Genomic DNA, 21,721 nt, shown 5'->3' with positions numbered 1-21,721 from the left:
TAGGCCATGTCGGCAGCCATGAAGGCACCGTCATTCGACGACCGTTTAAGCAAGCGCAACTTCGAGGCCCTGTCGCGCTATATCTATGACTATAGCGGCATCAAGATGCCGATCACCAAGATCACGATGCTGGAAGGCCGCCTGCGACGGCGGCTCCGCGCCACCGGCATCTCAACGCTCGACGCCTATTGCGAGTTTCTGTTCATGCAGAATGGGCTTGCGACCGAGTCGACCTATCTCATCGATGCGGTCACGACCAACAAAACAGACTTCTTCCGCGAGCCCAAGCACTTCGAATATATGGCGCAGGTAGGGTTGCCTGAGATGCTTGCGGCGGGACACAAGCAGCTTCGCCTCTGGAGTTCGGCTTGCTCGACGGGCGCTGAGCCCTATACGATGGCGATGGTTCTACAGGAATTCGCGAGCACCAATCGCGAGGTCGACTACCGAATTCTGGCGACGGACCTCTCGACCGACGTGTTGCAGGCGGCGCAGCGCGGGGTCTATCCGCGCGACATGGTCGCACCCGTGCCGAAGAGCATCCAGCAGAAATATGTGATGGTGGCTCGCGAGAGGGGCCGTACCGATGTTCGCATCAGTGCTCGCCTGCGTGCCAAGGTCGGGTTCGCCCGGCTCAATCTGATGGACGACAGCTATCCGGTTGGCGATCCCATGCACATGATCTTTTGCCGCAATGTGCTGATCTACTTCGACAAGGTGACGCAGGCCAAGGTCCTTACCCGGCTATGCGATTGTCTCATGCCCGGCGGCTATCTCTTCGTCGGCCATTCAGAAAGCGTTACCGGCATACCTCTTCCGGTGAAGCAGGTTGCCAACACCGTGTTCCGGAAGATTTGATGGCTTTGACTCCAAAGAAGATCCGCGTCCTCATCATCGACGACTCGGCGAGCGTCCGGCAGGCACTGACCAAGGTGCTGGAAGAAGATCCCGAGATCGAAGTGATGGGCTCGGCCTCCGACCCGTTCATGGCTGCGCGGAAGATCCAGGAGGACCTTCCCGATGTCATAACGCTCGACGTCGAGATGCCGCGCATGGATGGCATTACCTTCCTGCGCAAGATCATGTCGCAACGGCCGATACCTGTTGTGATGTGCTCGTCGCTCACGGAGGAGGGATCGGCAACCCTGATGCAGGCGCTGGAAGCCGGCGCCGTCGACATCATTCTCAAGCCGAAGATCGGTGCCGCGGACTATCTCGCGGAATCAGGCATGCGCATCCGTGACGCCGTCAAAGGTGCGGCGATCGCACGGATTGGTGCCGGACGGCGCAGCATGGGTTCTGCAACGCAAGCCAAACTCACCGCCGACGCGGTGCTGCCGCCGCCGAGCGGTCGGGCCATGGCCAAGACGACCGAAATGGTGGTCTGTGTCGGCGCCTCGACCGGGGGTACCGAAGCGTTGAGAGAGATGCTCGAGCAACTGCCGGCCAACTCTCCCGGCATCGTCATCGTCCAGCATATGCCGGAGAAGTTCACGGCCGCCTTCGCGCAGCGCCTCAACACGCTGTGCGAGGTGGAGATCAAGGAAGCGGAGAACGGCGATCCCGTGTTGCGCGGCCACGTGCTGATCGCGCCGGGCGACCGCCACACGCTGCTCGAGCGGCAGGGCGCGCGCTATGTCGTCTCCGTCCGGACCGGTCCGCTCGTCTCCCGTCATCGGCCTTCGGTCGACGTGCTCTTCCGTTCGGCGGCGCGTTCCGCCGGCGGTAATGCGATGGGCGTCATCATGACCGGCATGGGCGACGATGGGGCGCGCGGAATGGCCGAAATGCACACGGCCGGCGCCTATACGATCGCGCAGGACGAGGCGAGTTCGGTGGTCTTCGGCATGCCGAAGGAAGCCATCGCGCATGGCGGTGTCGACCGGGTCGTATCCCTTGATCAGATCGCTCGCGAAATCCTCGCGACGGACCGCCGCAGGTGAGAGATGGAGAGGATCCTCTATGATTGACAAGGACAAGGCAGTCGACGCGGCAGAGTGTATCTTACTGGCGTTCGCCAAAGATGCATCTGCTGGACAGGAAGTGTCGTATATCCTGGTCGAGGATTACTTCGTACGCCACAATTGTTCACTGAAGAACACCACCATTGGACTGCGTTACGCACAACAGATGGGCTGGATCAAGGTTAAGTCATTTCGTTCGATAATCCTTCTCGAACCGGGCCTCCTATATCTCACTGAGCTGAGAGCAATAGGCGCTGAGCGTGGACGAAACGACTACATCGGGTTGCGCGCGGGAACTGAAACCAAAATTGCTCGCGCACTGCAAAGCCAACTCTAGCACCGCGCAACAAATTGTGATCAACGGTGCGCGCATGAGGGTGAGGTACTCTTTCGCCGGGCGTCGGCGGCTGCCCAGGCCCGAAAAGGCGATCCGCTCCGGTTGAGAGGCGTCGTCCCTGTTCAGTCCTGCACCCCGGGCTGAGGCGATTTCGTCCCAGGCACGAAAAAGCCGACCGTCCAGACAGGATCGGCCGGCGAAAAGTCCGCGGCGTGGCCCAGGGAACGAGCGTCGCGCGCAAGCGGACAACCAACCATCGTCGAGTTTGCTGTGCGAAGTCAAGCCTGAACAGAATTCTAAGAGTCGAGCCAGCGACCCCTCTCTGCTCGTGCCTCCATAAAGCGAAGGATCGGACACCGCCATTGCCAAGGCAAAGCAGGCGGCACCTGCGGCAGTTCCCACGAAAGATGGAAGCGGCACTCGCGAGGCGATTTTCGACAGTGAACATCTGATCGGCGTTGATGCACGGACCAAATTTGAACAGTTCCCGGTTATGTAGCTGCGATTGAAAACAGTTCGATTGATCGCCCATTCTGCCCTTCAGCTCTCCAACCCACGCTCTGGAGCATCGAACGATACCTCGCTCGATGGGCCTCGGGAAAGTACAAGTCCCTGCGTGGGCACAAGCGGCGATCCCGGCATTGGCTCTTGCGCATCGCGCAGCGCCAACCTCGGTTGGTCGCCCATTGGCCTCTGCTTCATGGATACGGTCGAACAATGGGAGCCGGATGATGCGAGAGTATCGCGTCCGGTTCTGAGAGAGCGTGGGGGAGAAACTCCCCCACGCCACTCGCCTGGGTCTGTTGGCCGCTGCTCAATGCCATTCGAACGTTGTCGATACAACACCATTCGAGGAGATCACGATGGCGGACAACAGCACCACCACCATTCGCGCCACATTCGAAACGCGGGAGGCAGCCGATCTAGCCGTCGAGTACCTCGTTCAGCAACATGGCGTTTCCAGGCCGGATATATTCATCCAAGCTGCAGGCAACGACAACACCACGGGCTCGGAGCCATCGGGCGGAGACGCATCTCACGAATTAGGATCGCGCAGAGACGCGCCGCTCAATGGCGAGATCGAGGTTTCTGCTGACATTCCGTTGAGTCAAATTGCGGCCGTCCAGCGCAGCTTCGGAGATGCGGGGGCGACATGGGTCTCAGGAAAATAGGTTCGCCTCGATTAAGCCGACGATTGGCAGGGTGATAGTTCGACACGTCCGACATGCCGTGAGTATGGAGCGCGTCACCTGGTCAGAACCGTGATGATCTGAGCGCGATCGTCGATCAGAAGATTGCGTCGCTGATTTCTGAGTTTGAGGACGCGGATTAGCGAGACCACGACACTAGCAATTGGTCGCACTTGGCACGTCGCCTGCCGATTGCGGCGCGTCTGGCATGGGGGCGAGAAATGTGTCCACAAGCCTTTTCGTCAACTGAGAAGCGTCGGACAGAGCATCCGCCTATTGGCCGAAGTCCAACGCCGTCTTTGCGGGGTCGATTGGATAGATGCCGGCGTCCATCAACGGCGCAATCACGTTCTCCGCGAAGTCTCGCTGATAAAACGGTTCAAGATTAGTGAGTGTCTTGCAAAACTCTGCATCCGAAACGTCCTGCCGCTGAAATCTCAGGTATTCGATGCACCTTGTGATATGCGGCGCAGTGGTGTCGGCAAATACGATTTTTCCTCCGTTCAATCTGAATGGGCAGTCGACCTCGACAGCGCGTCCGTCATTGCCCGCGAACATTATGGCTACGGTTGCTCCTGTCATCGACCAAGCCTGTCGCGAGAATCCAATCTCCGCTGCAGTTCGGCCGTCGAAGCGACTGCGTTCGCAGACCTCGACCGCCGGGTCCTCCGGGTTTGCCTGTTGCGCATGGGAGCCAGAGGGGAGAAGCGTGGTGCTAATGATTAGCAAAGAGAGAAGACGAGACATGATCATGAGTTTACCTTCTTGTGTTCAGGTCGCCTACCTAGGGCGACATCGCCCCTCAGTTCCCTCAGGCACAGGGGGACACATTTGAAACCTCTTCGCTGGGGGCGGCATTTGCTTGAAACGTTAGTCAAATTCGTAAAGCGGAAACCGCTGAAACAGGATCTAAAGTGCAGATTATCATTCGATCGCTCCTTATCGCTTCCATGCTTGTAACCACGACCCAGCAAGCTCTTGCGGGATGGTATCGCGTCGACATTTACAGAGGCCACTTCCGGAAGGCGCGCCCATTCCTGCCGTTCAAGCATGCCGGGGGAGTTCCTAAGAGCTGCCGTTCCACCAGATTGGTCGTCAAGAATCACGAGCATCAGCAAAACAACCGTCTGAAGGTGCGTTTCAGGTTTTGTCTTCCATGAACTGCGGGATATCGAGTTGATGGAGCCAAGGTTCCCGGCGCTTCACCCAAATTTCCGCAGCGGGCCCGATAGCGTTGGGTGCATCATCCAAGGTGCCGAGATAGATTTCGACCTGATGAGGCGAGACGTTGAAGACACGCGATCCACAGACCGGGCAGAAAGAGCGCCCGTCATAAGTCCGAACCTCGCCCGAGCTCTCAAATTGGTCCGGGCGCCAGTCGGCAAAGGACAAGAAAGATGTTCCGGTCACTTTTCGACAGTCGCCGCAATGGCAGAGACCAGACTGGAAGGGTTCATCTCTGACGGTGTAGCGAATAGCGCCGCAAAGGCAGCCACCACGACGAATGATCGTTTCTGGCAAGGTCCAACTCCATAATGGGTGATCGCAAGATAGCGCACGTTGCCGTCGCTGTCATTGTGGACGATCGGCACGCTCTGTGTCGGCGCGATGTTATAGCGCGGCAGCATGTCGTTACGGACTTCCGTCGTGATCCGATTGCCCCACATGATCGCGTGGCCATTCTCTTCTGCCCATGCCGCGATCGGGCCATCGATATAGTCGGGCGTGTCGCAAAGCGGTCGGCCAAACGCGTTGAGCCGAAATACGCCCTGCTCTTCATGCCTTGTTAACCTTTTGAAGTCCGAAGAGACGCGCGAGCAAGTCGTTCTGATCGTTGACGGTCCAATCGCCAGTGAAGCCGAAGCCCTTCTTCAGCCAGAGCATCGCTTCGAAACCCGCAATCGTTCGGCGCGCGGTTTTGAAGGATTGGAATCCGCCGATCTTCGGCAAATGCAGCTCGCTCGCTCGGATCACCCAGTTTGCGATCGCACCGCGGCTGACGGACACATTGGCGTGGTCGAGCGCCTGCGACAGACGATAGAGCGGAGTGCAATCGACATATTTGTTGGCCAGCACCAGCGCCAAGTGTCGCCGGCGTCGCCACGCTGCCCGGCAAAGGCTGGGCCGGCATGGGGGCGAGCACCATCGGCGTCTTGATGCCGGTGCGGTCGCAATGCCTGCAGGCGTATTCGAACCGGACATTCTGCAGCACTTTCGCCTTGATCTCGATATGCAGCTGTTCGCTCATCGCCTCACCCATCCGGTGAAGCGGGTTTTTGCAGCAAGGGCAGAGCTTCTGGTCCTCAGGCAGGTCGTATTCCACGCGCTCACGCGGCAGATCGGCCGGCAGGGGCTTGCGGCCCTCGGGTGTTCCCAGCTGGGGTAAACCTGTGTCGGGAAGATCGACGGTGTCGAGGCCCGCAATGTCGGCGTCAAGGTCACCATCAACATCAGCGGCGGAGCCGGCATCCTGTTCGGCCTCGTTGAACAGGCGGTCCATATGCTTTTCGCTTCTGGGCGCAAAGCGGTGCGCGCGCGCCAGCCGCAACTCTTCCTCCAGCGCGCTGACTCGCGCAGACAAGGCCTCCTTATCGGCCTTCAACGCGGCTATTTCGGCCGCGTTTGCCGCAAGCTGCGCCACCGCTTCCCGGCGGTTTGGCCAGCAAACCGGTCTTCCTCAAGGCGCTTCAAAATTAATACGAAGCCTGACCGATCAAAAAATAAAAGCTTCACCCGATCCTTGCGACGGTTGCAGAACCCAAATACAGCCCGCGCAAAAGGATCAAGTGACATCGATTGTTCAACCAGAATGGCGAGGCTGTCGATGCCGGCGCGGAAGTCGACCGGATCCTGGTGCAGATAGACCTCAACATCAGCTGACAGACGGAACATTGCCCAAAGCTCCGATCATGGCGGCTATCATCGACGCGTCGTCCAGTTCCACCGAAAGCGTGACGCCGTTCGGCAAAGATACCTGCGCTCTCAGCCCTGATGTCCACCTTCACCGCTCGCAAGAACCGATCGCTCACGCCGTTCCACTGATCGTCCCATCAATCCGCCCTGTCTGCGATCGCCATCGGCTGCGCGTTCAGCCCGAGCCTCTACGACCGGAAGGAACATCGACGCCTCCACTCGTGGCGAAAGCGTCTGCAGGCCCGGCGTTTTCGACTTGCGCTGCTTGCGGATCCAGGTCCGTAGCAGGTTCGCATTAATACCATTCTCAAGCGCGAGTTTCGATATCGAAACCCCGGGCGTCAGGCACGCTTCCACCAATCTGGCTTTTGAGGCCACGTCAAACGCCCGTTTCCCACCGCGACCAGCATGCAATACTTGCAAGAGCCGCGTCTCGTTCACATCATCCATCGCATTGTGTCCGCTACGTTGCTTGTGGACACAACCTGCCTAAACACCATCCCGATTCATAGGTGACCCAAAAATCGCGGTTACCGCGCTTTGGCATGCTATTTCTGAATGATGGCTGCGAGGCTGGAAACCAAGTCGTTCCGAGGTCATGGGTCAAAGAGGCCATCACGGCATATTCGCGAACCGACCGCGGGCAACTGGGATATGGTTATCTTTGGTGGACTGCACCACCCGGCAGTCGGTTCGGCGCGGGTGCTTACTTCGCACTAGGGGCAGGAGGCCAAGGGTTGGGCGAGTTCTAGGAGCTTGGACGAAAGTCGTTGGGCAGTTCTCAAACATCACTGACAAATTTGGACACTCCGACCAACCATGATGATCGACTTCTGCGTCGGTGAGGAGAGCTTTTTGCCATCCTCGGGCGCGTCGGCGCGAAGAGCAGCCTCACGCTTCTTCAGGTCCTGGATCAACGCTTGTCCGCGGTCGCTCACGTTAAAGATCTGCGAAAGCTCTTCGATCTCCTGGTAAAGTGTCGCCATATTCCAAAGCTGGTTCCGGTTGCCATAACCAAACTTATCCTTGGCAACACCTTCCGCAACGCAAGCGCTCGGCGACAGATAGGCTGGAATGCCAAGGTTTTCGAAATCTTCCCGTTTGGCGACCTTGCTTGACGGCCCCATCAGGCTCGGGAGGGCTGCTGCCACGAAGTCGGGCTGCTGGGAGAGGACGGACTCGAAGGTCGGAAACTCGATGGATAGAAGCTTGACCTGGGCATACGCCTCCGCGAGTTGGGGCAGGGGTTTGTTCGGCCAGAAGGCGGTTCCCACCATCTTGTCTTCCAGGCCGAGCATCAGCATGATCTCAGCGCTGCCCTGGCCAAGGCCAACAGCGCGCTCCGGCGCCTTTGCAAACGTCACCTTTACGCCGCAGTTTTCGACAATCAGCGGATAGGAAGTGGACGCTGCGGATGCGGAGTTGGTTGTTAAGCCGAGCAAAGTGCATAGACCCGCGATTGCCAGTAGTGTTTTCATTGCTGTTGCCATCTTTTTTGTCAAAGCTGACTGTTGAGCGCGTATTCTGTCCGTTGTCGTCTAACTTTGTTCAGGTCCTAAAACAAGAGGCGCGTTCTCATGTTTGTGGGTACAAAAAAAGCGATCGGATTGCACGGCACGATACGGGAATGCGGATCGGAGGGGCGATCCGGCTCAAACGTTCGGATGTAGATCTTCAAGAAAGGCCTCCGCCAGGCAGCCGCCTTTCAAGCTGCGCCAGCTTACTAGACCGCCTTCGAAGGCATCCCACACGCGTCTTGGGGACGACAAGCAGCACATTGCGAAACGCGACCGATTTCCGAAGGCGACTTATCAAAGCTGAATTCCGTCATGCGGCCTTAGGAAAAGTCATCGAAGTTGATGGGAACGGAGAAGCCGGCTTTCACTCTGTCCATTATGACCATTGTCTTGAAGCCTTTGATGTCGGGATTTTCATAGAAGAACTTCCGTGTAAAACCTTCGTAATCCTCCATGCTTTGCGCGGTCACGATGAGTACAAAATCTGACTCTCCCGTGACATAGTACCCGTTCATCACCTCCGGCGTGTGGCGGATCGACTGTTTGAAGCGGTCGACAATGTCGGCCCTTTCGCGCTCAAGCGACACGAGAACCAGCATTGCGATGGGCCGTCCGACGGCTTTCGGTGTCACGATCGACACATCTGCTTCTATTACTCCCTTTTCGCGCATTCGCTTGAGGCGACGCTGGACTGCAGTGGCCGATAGACCAACCATCGCACCGAGCTCTTCGCTGCCGTGGCGGTTGTGGCTTTGCATAATGCTGAGCAGGCGAGCATCAATGCGATCTAGGTTCATCGGAAAATCCGCACAATTTCTTCGTCTGGGACGGATAGAAAGCAGGTTTTCTGCGGCTCTGCAACAAATCAAACGAAATACTGCGGCGATATGAACTAAGCTTTGCCTAACAAACGCGGAGCACGAACAGACATGCTTGAGATATCGATGATGGCGGGCCGCGCGCTCGGACATCTCAACGATCCGGACCTGCTGCATTCTCAGCCGTTTATTGATGGCCAGGGGCAACACTCCAGCAGTGGAACCCAGGTTACTGACCCGGCCAGAGGTGATGAAATCGCCAGGGTTGGCGATTGCAATGTGGCGATGATTGATCAGGCGATCAACGCGGCCGACAGTGCTTTCAAGGTCTGGCGATAAGGAAATGACGATGACGAGTATTGCTGAAATCGCAGAGATGGACCGCAGAACGGTTCTCCATCCTTTCACTTACCTGAAGGACTATGCGTCCGGCGACACCGATCCGACCATCATGGAAACAGGCAAGGGCGTTCGTATCAAGGACGCGACCGGCAGGGAGTATCTTGACGGGTTCGCGGGTCTCTATTGTGTGAACATCGGCTACGGTCGCACCGAAGTCGCCGAAGCGATCGCGCGGCAGGCTTACAAGCTTGCCTACTACCATTCCTATGCCGCTCACACGACCGAAGAATTGGCGCGTCTGTCTGATCGGCTCGTCAGAATGGCGCCGGGAAATATGTCGAAAGTCTTCTACGGCCTGTCAGGCTCCGACGCGAACGAGACCCAGGCAAAAATCGTTTGGTACTACAATAATCTTCGCGGAATGCCGCAGAAGAAGAAGATCGTCGCGCGTGAGCGCGGATATCACGGGTGCTCCGTTGTCGCCGGCTCCATGACCGGGCTCAGTTTTTACCACGACCATATGGATCTGCCGGTTTCAGGTATCCTCCGGACCGGCGTTCCGCATTTCTACCGTGGTGGACTGCCCGGAGAGACAGAAGAAGCGTTTTCTCAGCGCCGCGCCGACGAACTGGAGGCACTTATTATCGCTGAAGGTCCGGAAACCGTTGGCGCGTTCATTGCCGAGCCGGTGCTTGGAACCGGCGGCATCACGCCACCGCCGGCCGGATACTGGCGCAAGATACAGGCCGTTCTCCAGAGATATGACGTGCTGCTAATCGCCGACGAAGTTATCTGCGGGTTCGGTCGCACCGGCGCCATGTTCGGCTCGGATCTTTATGGGATGAAGCCGGATCTCGTGACGGTCGCCAAGGGTCTGACCTCCGGCTATGTGCCCCTGTCGGCCTCGATTGTGTCGCAGAAGGTTTACGACGTCATGGCGGAAGCGACGCCACGTGTGGGGTCTTTCTCCCATGGATACACCTATTCGGGCCATCCCATCGGCGCTGCGGCGGCAAACGCAGTGCTCGATATCGTCGAGCGGGAGGATCTGGCGGGCCAGTCCGCGACGAAAGGCGCATACCTGTTGAAGCGCCTAAAGGCCGAGTTCGAGCAAAACCCGATCGTCGGCGAAGTTCGCGGTGTCGGGATGCTGGCAGCAGTCGAGTTTGTGTCCAACCGAGGCACCAAGGCTTCGTTCGATCCGGGTCTGAAGGTTGGAGCGCGTATTTCCCAAGCGGCCCGCAATCGCAATCTGATTGCCCGAGCGATGCCACACGGAGACATCCTGGGTTTCGCTCCGCCGCTGGTCATGACGGAATCGGAAATCGACGAAATGATCGCGATCGCGAAAGCCGCGGTCGACGAGGTGCTCAAGGAACTGGACGCTGAAGCCGCTGTGACCGGCTAAAGGATGTCAATCATGAAGAGGTGTCATGCATGAGCGAGATCCTAAAAGTCCACGAACTGACCAAGGCGTTCGGCGCCACGAAGGTACTGAACGGGGTCAGCTTCCGCATGAGCGAAGGTGAGGTCATTTCTCTGATCGGATCGTCTGGATGCGGAAAGAGCACCGCCCTTCGCTGCATCAATTTCCTGGAGACGCCGACGTCCGGAGAGATCGAGTTCATGGGTCGGGCGGTCTCTGTCAATTGCAACACGAGGGGCGAGAGCAAGATCGCCAACCCTTCCCATATCACAGCGTTTCGTCAGCGGATCGGCATGGTATTTCAGAACTTCAACCTCTGGCCTCATCGCACCGTCCTGGGCAACGTGACAGAGGCCTTGGTCTACGTGCTGAGCATGAGCAAAAAGGACGCCGAAGAGGTTGCGCTGTCTGCCTTGTCGAAAGTGGGCATGGCGAACTTCCGCGACCGCTATCCGCATCAACTATCGGGCGGTCAACAGCAACGGGTCGCCTTCGCACGCGTGCTGGCAATGCGACCAAAGTTAATGTTGTGCGACGAACCGACATCGGCACTCGACCCGGAACTTGTCGGAGAGGTGCTGAAGGTTATCCGCACGCTGGCTGAAGAGGGCGCCACGATCCTCCTCGTCACGCATGAAATGCGGTTCGCACGCGATGTGTCGAACCGGATGATATTTCTGCAAGAGGGCCGCCTTGAGCAGGATGACACGCCGACAGAATTGCTTCGAAATCCCGCGACAGAAGGGGTGAAGAAATTTCTGTCAGGCGTAATGCCGGCCTGCGCAGCCTAGAGCGCGCCAGGCCACAACAACAACCATAAGAGGGTAACAGACATGATCACCAACATCATCAAGTCAGCATTGGCAACCAGCCTGCTCGTCGCCATTTTGGCCACTGCGGCGTCGGCCAAGGACGGAGTGCTGCGCATCGGCACGGAAGGCGATGCGCCGAAATTCAGCATGGCCGATCCAAGCGGTAATGTGACCGGTTTTGACGCCGATATCGCAAATGGCATCTGCGCCGAACTCAAGTTGAAATGCGAGTTCGTGGTGCAGACATTCAGTTCGCTGGTACCGTCCATGGATAGCGATCGGTTCGACGTCATCATATCCGGCCTTGGCATCACTGCCGAGCGCCAGAAAAAGATCGACTATTCAATCCCTTATGCAACTACACCGCTCTACTTCGCGGTCGCCAAGGACTCGCCGCTGGCAGGGCTCAAGAGCGTCGACGAGATCAAGAAGGCGATTGTCGGCAAGACTGTCGGCGTCGTCACGGGTACCACATACGCACGATTCATCGAAAAAGAGATGACGGGTGCGGATCTGAAGACCTACGACGCTGTCACTCAGCTAACCGCCGATCTCGCCAACGGCCGCATCGATGCCGCCTTCGACGGTTCACCGACCTGGGTGGACTTTTTGGCGACACCGGACGGCGCCAATTTCACGAAGATCGACGTCAAGATCATGGCCATGGATGCTCCGGATGTCCTGGGGCATGGCATGGGCGTCGGAATACGGAAGGGCAACACCGAGCTCAAGGCCAAACTCGACGCTGCGCTTTGCAAGATGGTCAATGATGGCAAAGTGAAGGAAGCCTCGATGCACTGGTTCCAGGACGACTATACCATTTCCTGCAACAAGTGATCTTTGAAGATGGGACCTGTCTTGGCTTGGTCCAAGGCAGGTCCTTGGGATGGTGGCAATGCTGGCTGATTTCTGGAAATTGATGGTGGAGCAAGGCTGGGCGCTTGCTCTGCTGCGGGGAAGTGCCGTCACGATCGCGATCGGCCTGCTCGGCATGTTTTTGGGTTTTGTTGTTGCAACCCCGTTAGCTGTATTGCGCTGGCAGAAAGTTGCCGTGGTTTCGCAATTGGTCGACGCGTATAGCGTCATCGTGCGTGGTGTTCCAGGGTTGCTGGTAATCTACCTGCTGTTTTTTGGGTCTCTCGATATGGTCAAAGCCGTCGCGATCACGTTCGGCTACCAGGACTCCGTTGACAGTGCCTACCCGTATATTGTCGGCGTGATCGCCATAGCTGCAATCTCGTGCGCCTATTCCATTGAGGTCATCCGCGGCGCACTTGAGGCGGTGCCATTCGGCCTGCTTGAAGCTGCGAAGTCGCTCGCCTTGCCTACTCGGATCACGTTCTCCCGCATCACCTTGCCACTGGCATTGCGGCTGGCGCTTGGGGGGATCAACAACGTGTGGCAGATGACGATTAAAGACACATCGCTCATTTCGGTGGTCGGACTTCAAGAGCTAATGAGAACCGCTGCCATCGGAGCGGGAATTACCCGATCTTCTCTGCTGTTTTATTGCATCGCTGCGGCCTTGTTCTTCTGCATGACGGCGGTCAGTCAAACCCTGTTTTCCAGAGCCGAGCGTGTGCTGAACCGCGGTTTCGGAGGGCAATGACATGGATCTTGATATCATAGCGTATGCCATCCCTTTCCTGCTTGTTGGCGCGAAGACGACCCTGCTGATTGCGCTGTGTGGAATTGTCCTTGGGTTCCCGTTCGGCATCGTTGTGGCTCTGGGGCGCGGCTCAAGGAATGGGATTCTGCGCAACATCTGCGATACCTACTGCGCAATATTCCGTGGGACGCCGATGCTCGTGCAGATATTCGTCATCTATTACGGGTTAGCACAAATTAGCTTCATTCGCCATAACCCAGTGCTTTGGTGGATGATTGGCGACGCGTTACACGCGGCCATCCTTGCCGTGTTGCTGAATACCGGCGCTTATACGGCTGAAATTTTCCGAACGGCTTTCCTTTCTCTGCCCAAGGGTCTTATCGAAGCGGCCGAAGCCTGCGGAATGTCTCCCTGGCACGTATTTACCCGGGTGAAGTTTCCGCTGGCATTGCGGCAGGCTCTGCCGGCATACAGCAGCGAAGCGGCCATTATCGTCAAGGAATCAAGCCTTGCATCGACCATCACCGTGCTGGAAATCACGGGCTATGCGAAGAGGTTGATGAGCGAGACCTTCGCGATCATGGACATCTTCATTATCACTGCCGCTTTCTATCTCGCCATCAACGTCGTTGTTCTAACGGCATTGAAAATTCTCGAACGACGCTTGTCGCTCGTCCGATAACCCTCCCCAGAAAGGACAAATCATGACCAAGCTCACTTTCGTAGATCAGAACAACCTTCCCGAACCGCGCAAGGGTCAGCCCGCGCCTGACAGGCTCATCGAAGGCAACCCGCAGTTCCTGTCCTGGGACATCGCCCAAACTGCTGACGGCGTGGTCCGTTCGGGCGTATGGGAAGCGACGCCTGGTGCCTACCGCTCGATCAAGGGCGAAACCTTCGAAGTCTGCGTCATCCTCTCAGGTGTCTCGGAACTAACTGAGGACGGCTGCGAACCACGCCGGATCGCGGCGGGCGACAGCTTTGTCATGCATCCCGGTTTCGTGGGTACCTGGAAGGTCATCGAGACCACGCGCAAGCTCTGGGTGTCCCGCGACTAATCATCGACGGCACGGTTCATCATATCCACTACGGCACCGCTCATGACCCAAACTCTTCAGCATTCGGTTAAATCAACGCCATACTGGTGGGATGACTGCGTCTTCCCGTCATTACCGGATCGAGAGGTGGACAAGACCTGTGACGTGGTTATTGTCGGAGGAGGGTATACAGGCCTGTCGGCGGCAATCGTCCTGGCGCAAGCTGGCAAGCATGTCCAACTCTTCGACCGCCAGTCGTTGGGTCAGGCAGCATCCGGCCGTAACGGTGGCATGGCCAGCGGAAGCATCCGACCTGGGCGCAAGGAGCTCATCAAGCGGTTCGGGCAGGTGAGGGCAAATGGTATTCTCCAGGAAGGCAAGACCGCCCGAGAGGATCTCGGGCGTTACCTGAAGGAGGAGAACATCGAATGCGACTTCTCCTTGTCGGGTGTTTTCGACGGAGCGATAACGGCTGACGAGGCCGATGACCTTCGCCGCCACGCCGATTTCCTTCACCACAGCCTCGGTATCGAGGCATTTCAGGTCGGACGGCAGGAGGTTAGAGAGTACATCGGGACCGATTTCTATGTTGGCGGCCTGGTGCGCAGGGACATTGGCGGCCTGCATCCCGCAAAGCTGCTTGCGGGTATGATCCGCATAGCGAGTTTGTCGAATGTTCTCATCCACGAGAACACCGCTGTTCTGGGTTCGGTCAACGAAGCCGGTGGCGTACGCGTGCGAACGCAGCGCGGGGATGTGCTCGCCAAAAAGCTGCTTGTCTGCACCGATGGATACACTGATGGTTTTGATCCGTGGCTGCGTCGTCGCCTGGTCCCGGTCCGTAGTAGGATCATAGCGACAGAGCCATTGGGCAAAGAGATTATGGACCGTCTGATGCCGGCGCGCATGATGTACGGCGACATGCGAAAGCTGAGCTACTATTATCGCCCTTCACCGGATGGCACTCGGATTTTGTTCGGTGGACGAGACGGGACGACTGAAGGCGACCCTATCGCTCCGACCATGCATCTAAAGACCGAACTGGCGAGGCTCTTCCCGGAACTCGCCGATGTCGGCCTTACGCATAGTTGGTTCGGCTACGTTGCCATGAACCGCGATATGATTCCGCGTATTTTTTCATCCGGCAACACTGTCTATGCAACCGGCTTTTGTGGCTCCGGTATTGTATGGGGGCGCTGGCTGGGCAAGAAGGCGGCATTCAAGGTCCTCGGCGACGAGGAGCAATCCCGGTCCGCCTTCGATTTCGATCCAGCTCCCAAGGCGGTGCCGTTTTATTCGGGCAAACCTTGGTTCATCCCGATCGTCTATTCGATGTATGAGCGGCAGGACAGGAAGACACTTCGCCGTCGCGAGAACAGCTGAAGCAACAAGTGGTGCTTATCTGCCTGAATGGCGCTGTTCGAAGGGCGGTCTGCGCTAAAGCATTAAGCCAATACTGCGCGGATCAATGAGGGAAGCCGGGCCCGATGACGCTCCGTCGGACGTAACGGCTTCGGGAGAAAGTGAACACTATGATTAGCCAAGATTTGATCGAGCAGGCAGGTGAGCGCATCGCCAGTCATGTCCTCCGTACCCCTCTAGCGACATCGCCGTCGCTATCGGAACGGATCGGAGCCCAAGTCAGCTTGAAGCTCGAGAATCGCCAATTGACCGGTAGCTTCAAGCTCCGGGGTGCAACAAACGCAGTTCTTCAACTCAGCCAATTGGAGCGCGATCGCGGCGTCATCGCAGCCTCAACCGGCAATCACGGAAGAGCACTTTCCTATGCTGCGCGTGCAGTTGGCTCGCACGCGACCATTTGCATGTCGCGTCTGGTGCCGGAAAACAAAGTCGCCGAAATCCGACGGCTGGGCGCGACAGTGCACATAGTGGGTTCGTCGCAGGACGATGCACAAAAGGAAGTCGAGCGGCTGGTTGCTGAAGATGGTCTCACTATGATCCCGCCGTTTGATCATCCCCACGTCATCGCCGGCCAGGGAACGATCGGGCTAGAAATCGCCGAGGCGATCCCCGAGGTCGCCGCGGTTCTCGTTCCTCTTTCCGGAGGTGGCTTGGCAGCAGGCGTTGCTGCAGCCGTAAAGGCCATGCGGCCGGCGACTAAGGTCATCGGTGTCACCATGGACCGCGGAGCAGCCATGAAGGCTAGCATCGACGCGGGCCACCCAGTGCAAGTGATGGAATATCGCAGTTTGGCCGACTCGCTGGGAGGGGGCATCGATTTGGACAACGATTGGACTTTCCCGATGTGCAAAGCCCTTCTCGACGATGTTGTCCTCGTCACCGAACGCGAAATAGCGAGCGGTATCCGGCACGCCTATGAGTGTGAGCGTGAAATAGTCGAAGGCGCTGGCGCCGTTGGTATCGCGGCGCTGCTTTCCGGCAAGTTGGCCTATCTCAAAGGTCCAGTAGCAATAATCCTCACAGGCCAAAATATCGACATGACACTGCATCGAAAAGTCATCAACGGATTTAACTTAGCGACTGAGGTGGATTGATGTCGACTATGAAAATACTCACTGAGCTTGAGCTCAAACACATCGTCCCGCTGGATCTCGATGCAGTCAAATGTGTGGAAGGTGCTTTTCGAGCCCTAGCCGTCGAAGGTGGCGTGAATATGCCGCCTATTTTACGTCTGGATGTGCCTGAGAGCAGAGGCGAAGTCGATGTCAAAACCGCGTATATTCCAGGGCTGAGCGGTTTCGCGATCAAAATTAGCTCCGGCTTCTTTGACAATCCGAAGATCGGTCTTCCGAGCACAAGCGGAATGATGATTTTGCTCTCAAGCAAAACCGGAATGATTCAGGCCCTTCTCCTAGACAATGGCTATCTGACCGATGTCAGGACGGCGGCTGCCGGCGCTGTCGCCGCAAAACATCTGTCGCGGGAAGATGCCTCGATCGCAACCATCTTCGGTGCCGGAGTCCAGGCAAGACTGCAACTCCAAGCGCTCACTCTGGTGAGGGCAATCCGAGAGGTGCGTATATGGGCACGTGATCGGCACAAAGCCGAGGCGCTGGCCGAACAGTTGAAGCGCGAGCACCGCCTGCCGGTCACTGCATTCGCCGATGCGCAGGAAGCAGTATTGGGTTCCCATATCATTGTGACAACGACACCTGCGGACCGGCCGATTCTTCATGCCTCTTGGCTTGAACCTGGGCAGCACGTTACAGCCATGGGCTCTGATGCTGAACATAAAAACGAGATCGATCCGGGCGCGATTGCGCGTGCAGAGATTTACGTGGCGGACAGCCTGAAACAGACACGAAGGCTGGGTGAACTCCATCATGCTATCGAGGCTGGGCTCATTTCGAGCGACGCAGATTTTCCGGAACTGGGTCAAATTATTGCAGGCCGGAAAATCGGACGTACTCGCAATGAAGACATCACGATCGCCGATCTGACCGGTACAGGAGTTCAAGATACGGCGATCGCCACGTTGGCCTTTCAGCGCGCTGAAGAGCTTGACGCCGGCTTGGTAAGCAGCTTTTGAATGGACATCCATGCGGGTAGGCCGGCCACTGACGTTAGGCGGCTTCTTTGTTAATACTCTTCTAAATCCACCATTCAGACGACATAAACTGTCATGTTCTAGTCGTTTCGGGCATCTTCATCAGGCAGCTCGAAAGGCCGCGTGACACGAGGTAAGACATGTTGACCGAACGCGAAAACCAGTTCTACATTGGTGGGGAATGGCGGGAATTTGCGGATGTAACCCGTCTGCCTGTCGTGGATCCGGCCTCTGAACAGGTAATTGGGCATATTGCTGCGGGCGGTGCAAATCACGTCGATCTTGCGGTTGCAGCGGCGCGCAAAGCCTTCCCCGCCTACTCTCGATCGTCCGTGTCCGAAAGACTGGGTCTGCTCGGCAGGATGCATTCGCTCCTGAAGGAAAGAGCTGAGACATTCGCGCAAGCCCTCGTTATGGAAATGGGAGCAGCGATCAGCTTCGCGCGGGCTTCCCAGGTTCCATTCGCCGCCGAGCACATACGCGTCCAGATGGACGTTCTGGAAAAGTATCAGTTTGTGACGGTCAATGAGCGCACCGCGACCGCCAAGGAGGCGATTGGCGTTTGCGCTTTGATTACTCCCTGGAACTGGCCGCTCTACCAGATCACCGCCAAGGTCGCCCCCGCGATCGCGGCAGGCTGCACGATCGTCCTCAAGCCCAGCGAACTGTCACCCTATAGTGCTCTGCTCTTTGCCCAATTGATGCATGATGCCGGAACGCCGCCGGGCGTATTCAATCTGGTCAATGGTTCTGGCGAGAGCGTCGGCGCAGCGCTCGCCAGCCATGCGGATGTTGACATGATTTCGATCACGGGCTCGACGCGCGCTGGCGTGCTCGTCGCGCAGGCGGCCGCGCCGACGGTGAAGCGGGTTGTCCAGGAGCTCGGCGGCAAGTCGCCCAACCTTTTCCTCAATGACGCCGACTTCAGTGAGGCTGTGCCGAAGGGGGTCCTCGCCGGCATGCGCAATGTCGGCCAGTCGTGCAGCGCCCCGACGCGCATGCTTGTCCCCGCGCATCGGCTCGCCGAAGTCGAGGAACTGGCAAGCACAACTGCGTGCGCCGTCATTGTTGGCGCCCCACTTGATCCGGCGACGACCATGGGTCCTATAGCAAATCGTGCCCAGTTTGAGCGGGTGCAAACCATGATTCAGGCGGGTATCGACGACGGCGCTAAACTGCTTTGCGGCGGACTGGGCCGGCCGGAGGGCCTCGATAGCGGCTTCTTCGTACAGCCGACGATCTTTTCCGAAGTGACGTCCGACATGCGCATCGCTCGTGAGGAGATCTTCGGCCCCGTGCTTTCGATCATGCCGTACAAGAACGAGGAAGAGGCAATCGCGATTGCCAACGACACCGTTTATGGATTAGGCGCCCATGTCCAGTCTTCGGATCCGGATCGGGCACGACAGGTCGCAGCGTGTATCCGTGCTGGCCAGGTTCATATCAACTATCCGGTGTGGGACGGAGCGGCCGCGTTCGGTGGCTACAAGCGCTCGGGCAACGGACGCGAGTATGGCGTTCACGGACTCGAAGAGTACCTCGAGACGAAGTCCATTCTCGGTTATTGACGCGGCGGCGTCGCAGGGTCTGCTCGCCAGGGCAGCGGCTTCAGCGACTGACGAAGCATTGTCAAGAAAGCGGTGGTCCGCGCACTTCGCCCGTGCCGCGACCCGAGCATGGCGACGATATCGGCCGGTGGAAGTTTCCAGTCCGGAAGTACGTGCTGCAGACGTCCCTCGGCGAGATCTTCTGCCACGTTCCACTGGGAACGGATCATTATGCCTTGATGTGCGAGTGCCCATTCGCGGATGACGGCGCCGTCGTTACTCGACATGACGGGATCTACACGCACCGTCGCATTCTCCTGTCGCGGCCCCGTGAAACGCCACAGCGTCACGTCCTCTTCATTCTCCCGAATAGCAAGACAGCGATGTTTAGCAAGGTCAGCGGGCGAAGAAATGGGCGGAGCCGAGCTAAGGTATTTCGTAGTTGCGCAGAGAACCCGCGGATTCGGCGCCAATGTCGTGACGACCTGGTCCAGATGTCCCGGCGCCCCGATATGGACAACGACATCATAGCTGTCAACGCGCAGGGCAATTGGATGATCCGACAGCTGCAAGGTCGCGGTCGCGCCGTCGTGCTCGCGCGCGAATGCTTCCACGACCGGCGCCACATAGAGACGTCCGAACCCGTGTGGCGCCGCGACCCTCAGGTGTCCGCGAACCGCACCCTTGCGATCAGCTAATGCCTCTGCCAGCGAGTCGATGGCGTCACTGACGATAACACTGTGAGACGCGACCAAAGAGCCCTCTTCGGTCAGGAGCAGGTGGCGCCCGGAGCGGTCGATCAGACGTACCCCGACTTTCTCTTCAAGCGCGCGCAAACGCTGGGTCACAGCCGGAGGCGTCACGTTCAGTTTTCTCGCGCTTTCGGCGAGAGATTTCGAGCCTGTGAGGACCGAAAAAAAAGCGAGCTCCTCGGAGGTCAGCATTAATTCGCACCTGAAGTGAACATTCACTGACCATTAATTGCCATCTTTATGGTTTCGCGACAAGCTTGAATCGGAAATGGAGATCGGATTCATGGATCTAGCGACGATCAAGGCCACCATCCATTCGGCCGCAACGACCAGTATTGAAGCGCTGGAAACGCCCTGTCTGGTTCTGGATGTGGACCGGATGGATCGGAATGTCTCGCGGCTCAGGTGCCGGCTTGATGGCTTCGGCGTGTCACTGCGGCCGCATCTGAAGACGGCGAAGTCGATTGAAGCGGCCCGGCGGTTCATGAGCACACCCGAGGGCCCCGCGACTGTCTCCACCTTGAAAGAAGCCGAGCAGTTCGCCGCCGCAGGTGTTCGCGACATGATCTACGCGGTCGGCATCGCCCCGGCGAAGCTCGTGCGTGTCGCCGAGTTACGCGCCAAGGGCGTTGATCTCGTGGTCATTCTGGACACCGTCGAGCAAGCACGGGTGGTGGCCGACGCATCCCGCAATACAGGAACGCGCATCCCGGCCATGATCGAGATTGATTGTGACGGTCACCGCTCGGGTGTTGTGCCCGCCAATCACGCCCTGTTGCTGGAGATTGGGCAGACTCTGGCGGCAGGTGCCGAGCTGCGTGGTGTGCTGACCCATGCCGGCGATAGCTACAAAGGTGGGGGCGTCGAGGCCCAACAGCGTTATGCGGAAGCGGAGCGATTGGCCGTTGTGGAAGCCGCGCAGGTACTTCGCAGGGCGGGCCTGCAGTGCCCGATCGTCAGCGTCGGCTCGACGCCGACGGCCCATCACGCGAAGGATCTCGCCGGAGTGACCGAAGTCCGCGCCGGCGTGTTCGTGTTCTTCGATCTGGTGATGGCAGGAATCGGGGTCTGCCAAGTCGATGACGTTGCGCTCAGCGTTCTTGCGACGGTTATCGGACACCAGCGTGAGAAGGGCTGGATCATAACCGATGGCGGATGGATGTCGCTGTCGCGGGACCGTGGCACCAGCAAGCAGGCTATCGATCAAGGCTACGGGCTCGTCTGTGACATCGACGGCGATGCCTATCGTGACATTATCGTTATCGACGCGAACCAGGAGCATGGAATCATCGCGGTACGGCCCGGGTCGGACGCACACCTGCCCGATCTGGCGGTCGGAGATCGGGTACGGATACTGCCAAACCACGCGTGCGCGACTGCTGCGCAGCACGCAGCCTATCATGTGGTGCGCGGCCGCTCGCATGTCGTCGAGGCCTGCTGGCCACGTTTCGGAGGCTGGTGATGTCCCAATCCATAACAGTAAGTACCGATCGTGCACCCCGTCCCGCGGGTCATTACGTCCAGGCGAAACTGGCGGGTCAGCATCTCTATATTTCCGGGCAGCTCCCAATTCGCCCGGATGGGCAGTCGCTTGTCGACGACAGTTTTGAAATGCAGGCGGCGCTGGCCGTCGACAACATGCTGGCGGTTCTAGAAGCCGCAGGCGGAACTCCGGCTGATCTCGTCAGGGTAACTGCCTACATCGTCGGTGTGGGCAATTGGCCCCGCTTCAACCAGGTTTATGCTGCAAGGCTGGGGGATGCCTGCCCAGCGCGCACCGTCGTCCCAGTACCTGAACTCCATTACGGCTATCTCGTCGAAGTCGATGCGATCGCAGTGTTCGACCAAAATCCTCCCCCCAACCCGGCATAAAACAGCCCAGAATACCCAAGGTGGGGCAGCTCAAGGGCTGAGAGCGATAGAGGCAA

General features: G+C 58.0%; 24 protein-coding genes and 3 pseudogenes. 17 read left to right on the top strand and 10 right to left on the bottom strand.

Annotated features, from left to right (window positions below):
* Positions 1-18 precede the first annotated feature (18 nt).
* From AC2YI2_RS33580 to AC2YI2_RS33565, 4 genes are all read left to right on the top strand, one after another.
* Positions 19-858: a CheR family methyltransferase gene (locus AC2YI2_RS33580; protein WP_487390874.1), complete on the top strand. Its 840-nt coding sequence runs from the start codon at positions 19-21 to the stop codon at positions 856-858.
* Entirely contained in the window at positions 858-1,943 is a 1,086-nt protein-coding gene (locus AC2YI2_RS33575; protein WP_487390873.1) for a protein-glutamate methylesterase/protein-glutamine glutaminase, read from the top strand. The genes AC2YI2_RS33580 and AC2YI2_RS33575 overlap by 1 nt, the downstream gene beginning before the upstream one ends.
* A gap of 19 nt (positions 1,944-1,962) precedes the next feature.
* Positions 1,963-2,301 (top strand): hypothetical protein, encoded by a 339-nt coding sequence (locus AC2YI2_RS33570; protein ID WP_487390872.1) that lies wholly within the window; start codon positions 1,963-1,965, stop codon positions 2,299-2,301.
* A gap of 863 nt (positions 2,302-3,164) precedes the next feature.
* Positions 3,165-3,473, top strand: a complete 309-nt coding sequence (locus AC2YI2_RS33565; protein WP_487390871.1) for a hypothetical protein — start codon at positions 3,165-3,167, stop codon at positions 3,471-3,473.
* A gap of 291 nt (positions 3,474-3,764) precedes the next feature.
* Here the strand turns inward: AC2YI2_RS33565 and AC2YI2_RS33560 are convergent, their stop codons facing one another.
* The 9 genes and pseudogenes from AC2YI2_RS33560 to AC2YI2_RS33520 all read right to left on the bottom strand — a co-directional run bounded on the left by AC2YI2_RS33560 (position 3,765) and on the right by AC2YI2_RS33520 (position 8,718).
* Positions 3,765-4,244: a hypothetical protein gene (locus tag AC2YI2_RS33560; RefSeq protein ID WP_487390870.1), complete on the bottom strand. Its 480-nt coding sequence runs from the start codon at positions 4,242-4,244 to the stop codon at positions 3,765-3,767.
* A 387-nt stretch (positions 4,245-4,631) separates the two neighbouring features.
* Positions 4,632-5,012, bottom strand: coding sequence for a GFA family protein (locus tag AC2YI2_RS33555; RefSeq protein ID WP_487390869.1), 381 nt, complete (start codon positions 5,010-5,012; stop codon positions 4,632-4,634).
* Complete coding sequence (locus tag AC2YI2_RS33550) at positions 4,898-5,158, bottom strand: hypothetical protein (RefSeq protein ID WP_487390877.1); 261 nt, start codon at positions 5,156-5,158, stop codon at positions 4,898-4,900. The genes AC2YI2_RS33555 and AC2YI2_RS33550 overlap by 115 nt, the downstream gene beginning before the upstream one ends.
* 109 nt (positions 5,159-5,267) lie before the next feature.
* Positions 5,268-5,444, bottom strand: a pseudogene (locus tag AC2YI2_RS33545) (IS6 family transposase); the annotation flags it as partial.
* Positions 5,430-6,132 (bottom strand): annotated as a pseudogene (locus AC2YI2_RS33540) (transposase); the annotation flags it as partial. The pseudogenes AC2YI2_RS33545 and AC2YI2_RS33540, both read right to left, overlap by 15 nt.
* Positions 6,099-6,383 (bottom strand): IS66 family insertion sequence element accessory protein TnpB, encoded by a 285-nt coding sequence (gene tnpB / locus AC2YI2_RS33535; RefSeq protein ID WP_487390868.1) that lies wholly within the window; start codon positions 6,381-6,383, stop codon positions 6,099-6,101. The pseudogene AC2YI2_RS33540 and the gene tnpB, both read right to left, overlap by 34 nt.
* 90 nt (positions 6,384-6,473) lie before the next feature.
* Positions 6,474-6,854, bottom strand: coding sequence for a transposase (locus AC2YI2_RS33530; protein WP_487390867.1), 381 nt, complete (start codon positions 6,852-6,854; stop codon positions 6,474-6,476).
* Between the two features lie 395 nt (positions 6,855-7,249).
* A pseudogene (locus tag AC2YI2_RS33525) lies at positions 7,250-7,894 on the bottom strand (ABC transporter substrate-binding protein); the annotation flags it as partial.
* Positions 7,895-8,241: 347 nt separating this feature from the next.
* Positions 8,242-8,718 (bottom strand): Lrp/AsnC family transcriptional regulator, encoded by a 477-nt coding sequence (locus AC2YI2_RS33520; RefSeq protein ID WP_487390866.1) that lies wholly within the window; start codon positions 8,716-8,718, stop codon positions 8,242-8,244.
* A gap of 132 nt (positions 8,719-8,850) precedes the next feature.
* On the opposite strand from AC2YI2_RS33520, the gene AC2YI2_RS33515 reads away from it, so the two are divergent.
* The 11 genes from AC2YI2_RS33515 (at position 8,851) to AC2YI2_RS33465 (ending at position 19,062) form a co-directional block, all read left to right on the top strand.
* Entirely contained in the window at positions 8,851-9,078 is a 228-nt protein-coding gene (locus AC2YI2_RS33515; protein ID WP_487390865.1) for an aldehyde dehydrogenase family protein, read from the top strand.
* Positions 9,079-9,088: 10 nt separating this feature from the next.
* Positions 9,089-10,489 (top strand): aminotransferase, encoded by a 1,401-nt coding sequence (locus AC2YI2_RS33510; protein ID WP_487390864.1) that lies wholly within the window; start codon positions 9,089-9,091, stop codon positions 10,487-10,489.
* 29 nt (positions 10,490-10,518) lie between these two features.
* A complete protein-coding gene (locus tag AC2YI2_RS33505) occupies positions 10,519-11,298 on the top strand; it encodes an amino acid ABC transporter ATP-binding protein (protein WP_487390863.1) in 780 nt (259 codons plus the stop codon).
* A gap of 42 nt (positions 11,299-11,340) precedes the next feature.
* Positions 11,341-12,156, top strand: a complete 816-nt coding sequence (locus tag AC2YI2_RS33500; RefSeq protein WP_487390862.1) for a transporter substrate-binding domain-containing protein — start codon at positions 11,341-11,343, stop codon at positions 12,154-12,156.
* 58 nt (positions 12,157-12,214) lie between these two features.
* Entirely contained in the window at positions 12,215-12,928 is a 714-nt protein-coding gene (locus tag AC2YI2_RS33495) for an ABC transporter permease subunit (protein WP_487390861.1), read from the top strand.
* A gap of 1 nt (position 12,929) precedes the next feature.
* The gene (locus AC2YI2_RS33490; protein ID WP_487390860.1) at positions 12,930-13,610 is read left to right on the top strand and encodes an ABC transporter permease; all 681 of its coding nucleotides are present in this window, start codon (positions 12,930-12,932) and stop codon (positions 13,608-13,610) included.
* A gap of 22 nt (positions 13,611-13,632) precedes the next feature.
* The gene (locus AC2YI2_RS33485) at positions 13,633-13,986 is read left to right on the top strand and encodes a cupin domain-containing protein (protein WP_487390859.1); all 354 of its coding nucleotides are present in this window, start codon (positions 13,633-13,635) and stop codon (positions 13,984-13,986) included.
* A gap of 42 nt (positions 13,987-14,028) precedes the next feature.
* Entirely contained in the window at positions 14,029-15,348 is a 1,320-nt protein-coding gene (locus AC2YI2_RS33480; RefSeq protein WP_487390858.1) for an NAD(P)/FAD-dependent oxidoreductase, read from the top strand.
* Positions 15,349-15,497: 149 nt separating this feature from the next.
* Positions 15,498-16,481 carry a hydroxyectoine utilization dehydratase EutB gene (gene eutB / locus AC2YI2_RS33475; protein ID WP_487390876.1) on the top strand — a complete coding sequence of 328 codons (984 nt, stop codon included), beginning with the start codon at positions 15,498-15,500 and terminating at the stop codon, positions 16,479-16,481.
* On the top strand, positions 16,481-17,476 hold the full coding sequence (gene eutC, locus AC2YI2_RS33470) for an ectoine utilization protein EutC (RefSeq protein ID WP_487390857.1): 996 nt from the start codon (positions 16,481-16,483) through the stop codon (positions 17,474-17,476). The genes eutB and eutC overlap by 1 nt, the downstream gene beginning before the upstream one ends.
* Before the next feature lie 158 nt (positions 17,477-17,634).
* Positions 17,635-19,062 carry an aldehyde dehydrogenase family protein gene (locus AC2YI2_RS33465; RefSeq protein WP_487390856.1) on the top strand — a complete coding sequence of 476 codons (1,428 nt, stop codon included), beginning with the start codon at positions 17,635-17,637 and terminating at the stop codon, positions 19,060-19,062.
* On the opposite strand, the gene AC2YI2_RS33460 is transcribed toward AC2YI2_RS33465, so the two are convergent.
* Positions 19,056-19,985, bottom strand: a complete 930-nt coding sequence (locus tag AC2YI2_RS33460; protein ID WP_487390855.1) for a LysR family transcriptional regulator — start codon at positions 19,983-19,985, stop codon at positions 19,056-19,058. The two genes, AC2YI2_RS33465 and AC2YI2_RS33460, sit on opposite strands and share 7 nt — an antisense overlap.
* A gap of 91 nt (positions 19,986-20,076) precedes the next feature.
* Between AC2YI2_RS33460 and AC2YI2_RS33455 the strand changes: the two genes are divergently transcribed.
* Both AC2YI2_RS33455 and AC2YI2_RS33450 read left to right on the top strand, forming a co-directional pair.
* Positions 20,077-21,255 (top strand): alanine racemase, encoded by a 1,179-nt coding sequence (locus AC2YI2_RS33455; RefSeq protein WP_487390854.1) that lies wholly within the window; start codon positions 20,077-20,079, stop codon positions 21,253-21,255.
* The gene (locus AC2YI2_RS33450) at positions 21,255-21,665 is read left to right on the top strand and encodes a RidA family protein (RefSeq protein ID WP_487390853.1); all 411 of its coding nucleotides are present in this window, start codon (positions 21,255-21,257) and stop codon (positions 21,663-21,665) included. The genes AC2YI2_RS33455 and AC2YI2_RS33450 overlap by 1 nt, the downstream gene beginning before the upstream one ends.
* The last annotated feature ends 56 nt before the right edge of the window (positions 21,666-21,721 follow it).

Source organism: Rhizobium sp. SRI_017 (assembly GCF_057586295.1).
Note: the sequence above shows the minus strand (reverse complement) of the source record. Positions and strands in the feature narration are given on the sequence as shown.

What these genes read in the sequence shown, in the direction of transcription:
- AC2YI2_RS33515 (WP_487390865.1), top strand. Translation starts at nt 8,851, where the DNA reads ATGCTTGAGATATCGATGATGGCGGGCCGCGCGCTCGGACATCTCAAC.
- AC2YI2_RS33575 (WP_487390873.1), top strand. Translation starts at nt 858, where the DNA reads ATGGCTTTGACTCCAAAGAAGATCCGCGTCCTCATCATCGACGACTCG.
- AC2YI2_RS33520 (WP_487390866.1), bottom strand. Translation starts at nt 8,718, where the DNA reads ATGAACCTAGATCGCATTGATGCTCGCCTGCTCAGCATTATGCAAAGC.
- AC2YI2_RS33500 (WP_487390862.1), top strand. Translation starts at nt 11,341, where the DNA reads ATGATCACCAACATCATCAAGTCAGCATTGGCAACCAGCCTGCTCGTC.
- eutB (WP_487390876.1), top strand. Translation starts at nt 15,498, where the DNA reads ATGATTAGCCAAGATTTGATCGAGCAGGCAGGTGAGCGCATCGCCAGT.
- AC2YI2_RS33485 (WP_487390859.1), top strand. Translation starts at nt 13,633, where the DNA reads ATGACCAAGCTCACTTTCGTAGATCAGAACAACCTTCCCGAACCGCGC.
- AC2YI2_RS33560 (WP_487390870.1), bottom strand. Translation starts at nt 4,244, where the DNA reads ATGATCATGTCTCGTCTTCTCTCTTTGCTAATCATTAGCACCACGCTT.
- AC2YI2_RS33570 (WP_487390872.1), top strand. Translation starts at nt 1,963, where the DNA reads ATGATTGACAAGGACAAGGCAGTCGACGCGGCAGAGTGTATCTTACTG.
- AC2YI2_RS33565 (WP_487390871.1), top strand. Translation starts at nt 3,165, where the DNA reads ATGGCGGACAACAGCACCACCACCATTCGCGCCACATTCGAAACGCGG.
- AC2YI2_RS33505 (WP_487390863.1), top strand. Translation starts at nt 10,519, where the DNA reads ATGAGCGAGATCCTAAAAGTCCACGAACTGACCAAGGCGTTCGGCGCC.
- AC2YI2_RS33480 (WP_487390858.1), top strand. Translation starts at nt 14,029, where the DNA reads ATGACCCAAACTCTTCAGCATTCGGTTAAATCAACGCCATACTGGTGG.
- AC2YI2_RS33490 (WP_487390860.1), top strand. Translation starts at nt 12,930, where the DNA reads ATGGATCTTGATATCATAGCGTATGCCATCCCTTTCCTGCTTGTTGGC.
- AC2YI2_RS33550 (WP_487390877.1), bottom strand. Translation starts at nt 5,158, where the DNA reads ATGTGGGGCAATCGGATCACGACGGAAGTCCGTAACGACATGCTGCCG.
- AC2YI2_RS33460 (WP_487390855.1), bottom strand. Translation starts at nt 19,985, where the DNA reads ATGCTGACCTCCGAGGAGCTCGCTTTTTTTTCGGTCCTCACAGGCTCG.
- AC2YI2_RS33530 (WP_487390867.1), bottom strand. Translation starts at nt 6,854, where the DNA reads ATGGATGATGTGAACGAGACGCGGCTCTTGCAAGTATTGCATGCTGGT.
- AC2YI2_RS33455 (WP_487390854.1), top strand. Translation starts at nt 20,077, where the DNA reads ATGGATCTAGCGACGATCAAGGCCACCATCCATTCGGCCGCAACGACC.
- eutC (WP_487390857.1), top strand. Translation starts at nt 16,481, where the DNA reads ATGTCGACTATGAAAATACTCACTGAGCTTGAGCTCAAACACATCGTC.
- AC2YI2_RS33495 (WP_487390861.1), top strand. Translation starts at nt 12,215, where the DNA reads ATGCTGGCTGATTTCTGGAAATTGATGGTGGAGCAAGGCTGGGCGCTT.
- AC2YI2_RS33580 (WP_487390874.1), top strand. Translation starts at nt 19, where the DNA reads ATGAAGGCACCGTCATTCGACGACCGTTTAAGCAAGCGCAACTTCGAG.
- AC2YI2_RS33510 (WP_487390864.1), top strand. Translation starts at nt 9,089, where the DNA reads ATGACGAGTATTGCTGAAATCGCAGAGATGGACCGCAGAACGGTTCTC.
- AC2YI2_RS33465 (WP_487390856.1), top strand. Translation starts at nt 17,635, where the DNA reads ATGTTGACCGAACGCGAAAACCAGTTCTACATTGGTGGGGAATGGCGG.
- tnpB (WP_487390868.1), bottom strand. Translation starts at nt 6,383, where the DNA reads ATGTTCCGTCTGTCAGCTGATGTTGAGGTCTATCTGCACCAGGATCCG.
- AC2YI2_RS33450 (WP_487390853.1), top strand. Translation starts at nt 21,255, where the DNA reads ATGTCCCAATCCATAACAGTAAGTACCGATCGTGCACCCCGTCCCGCG.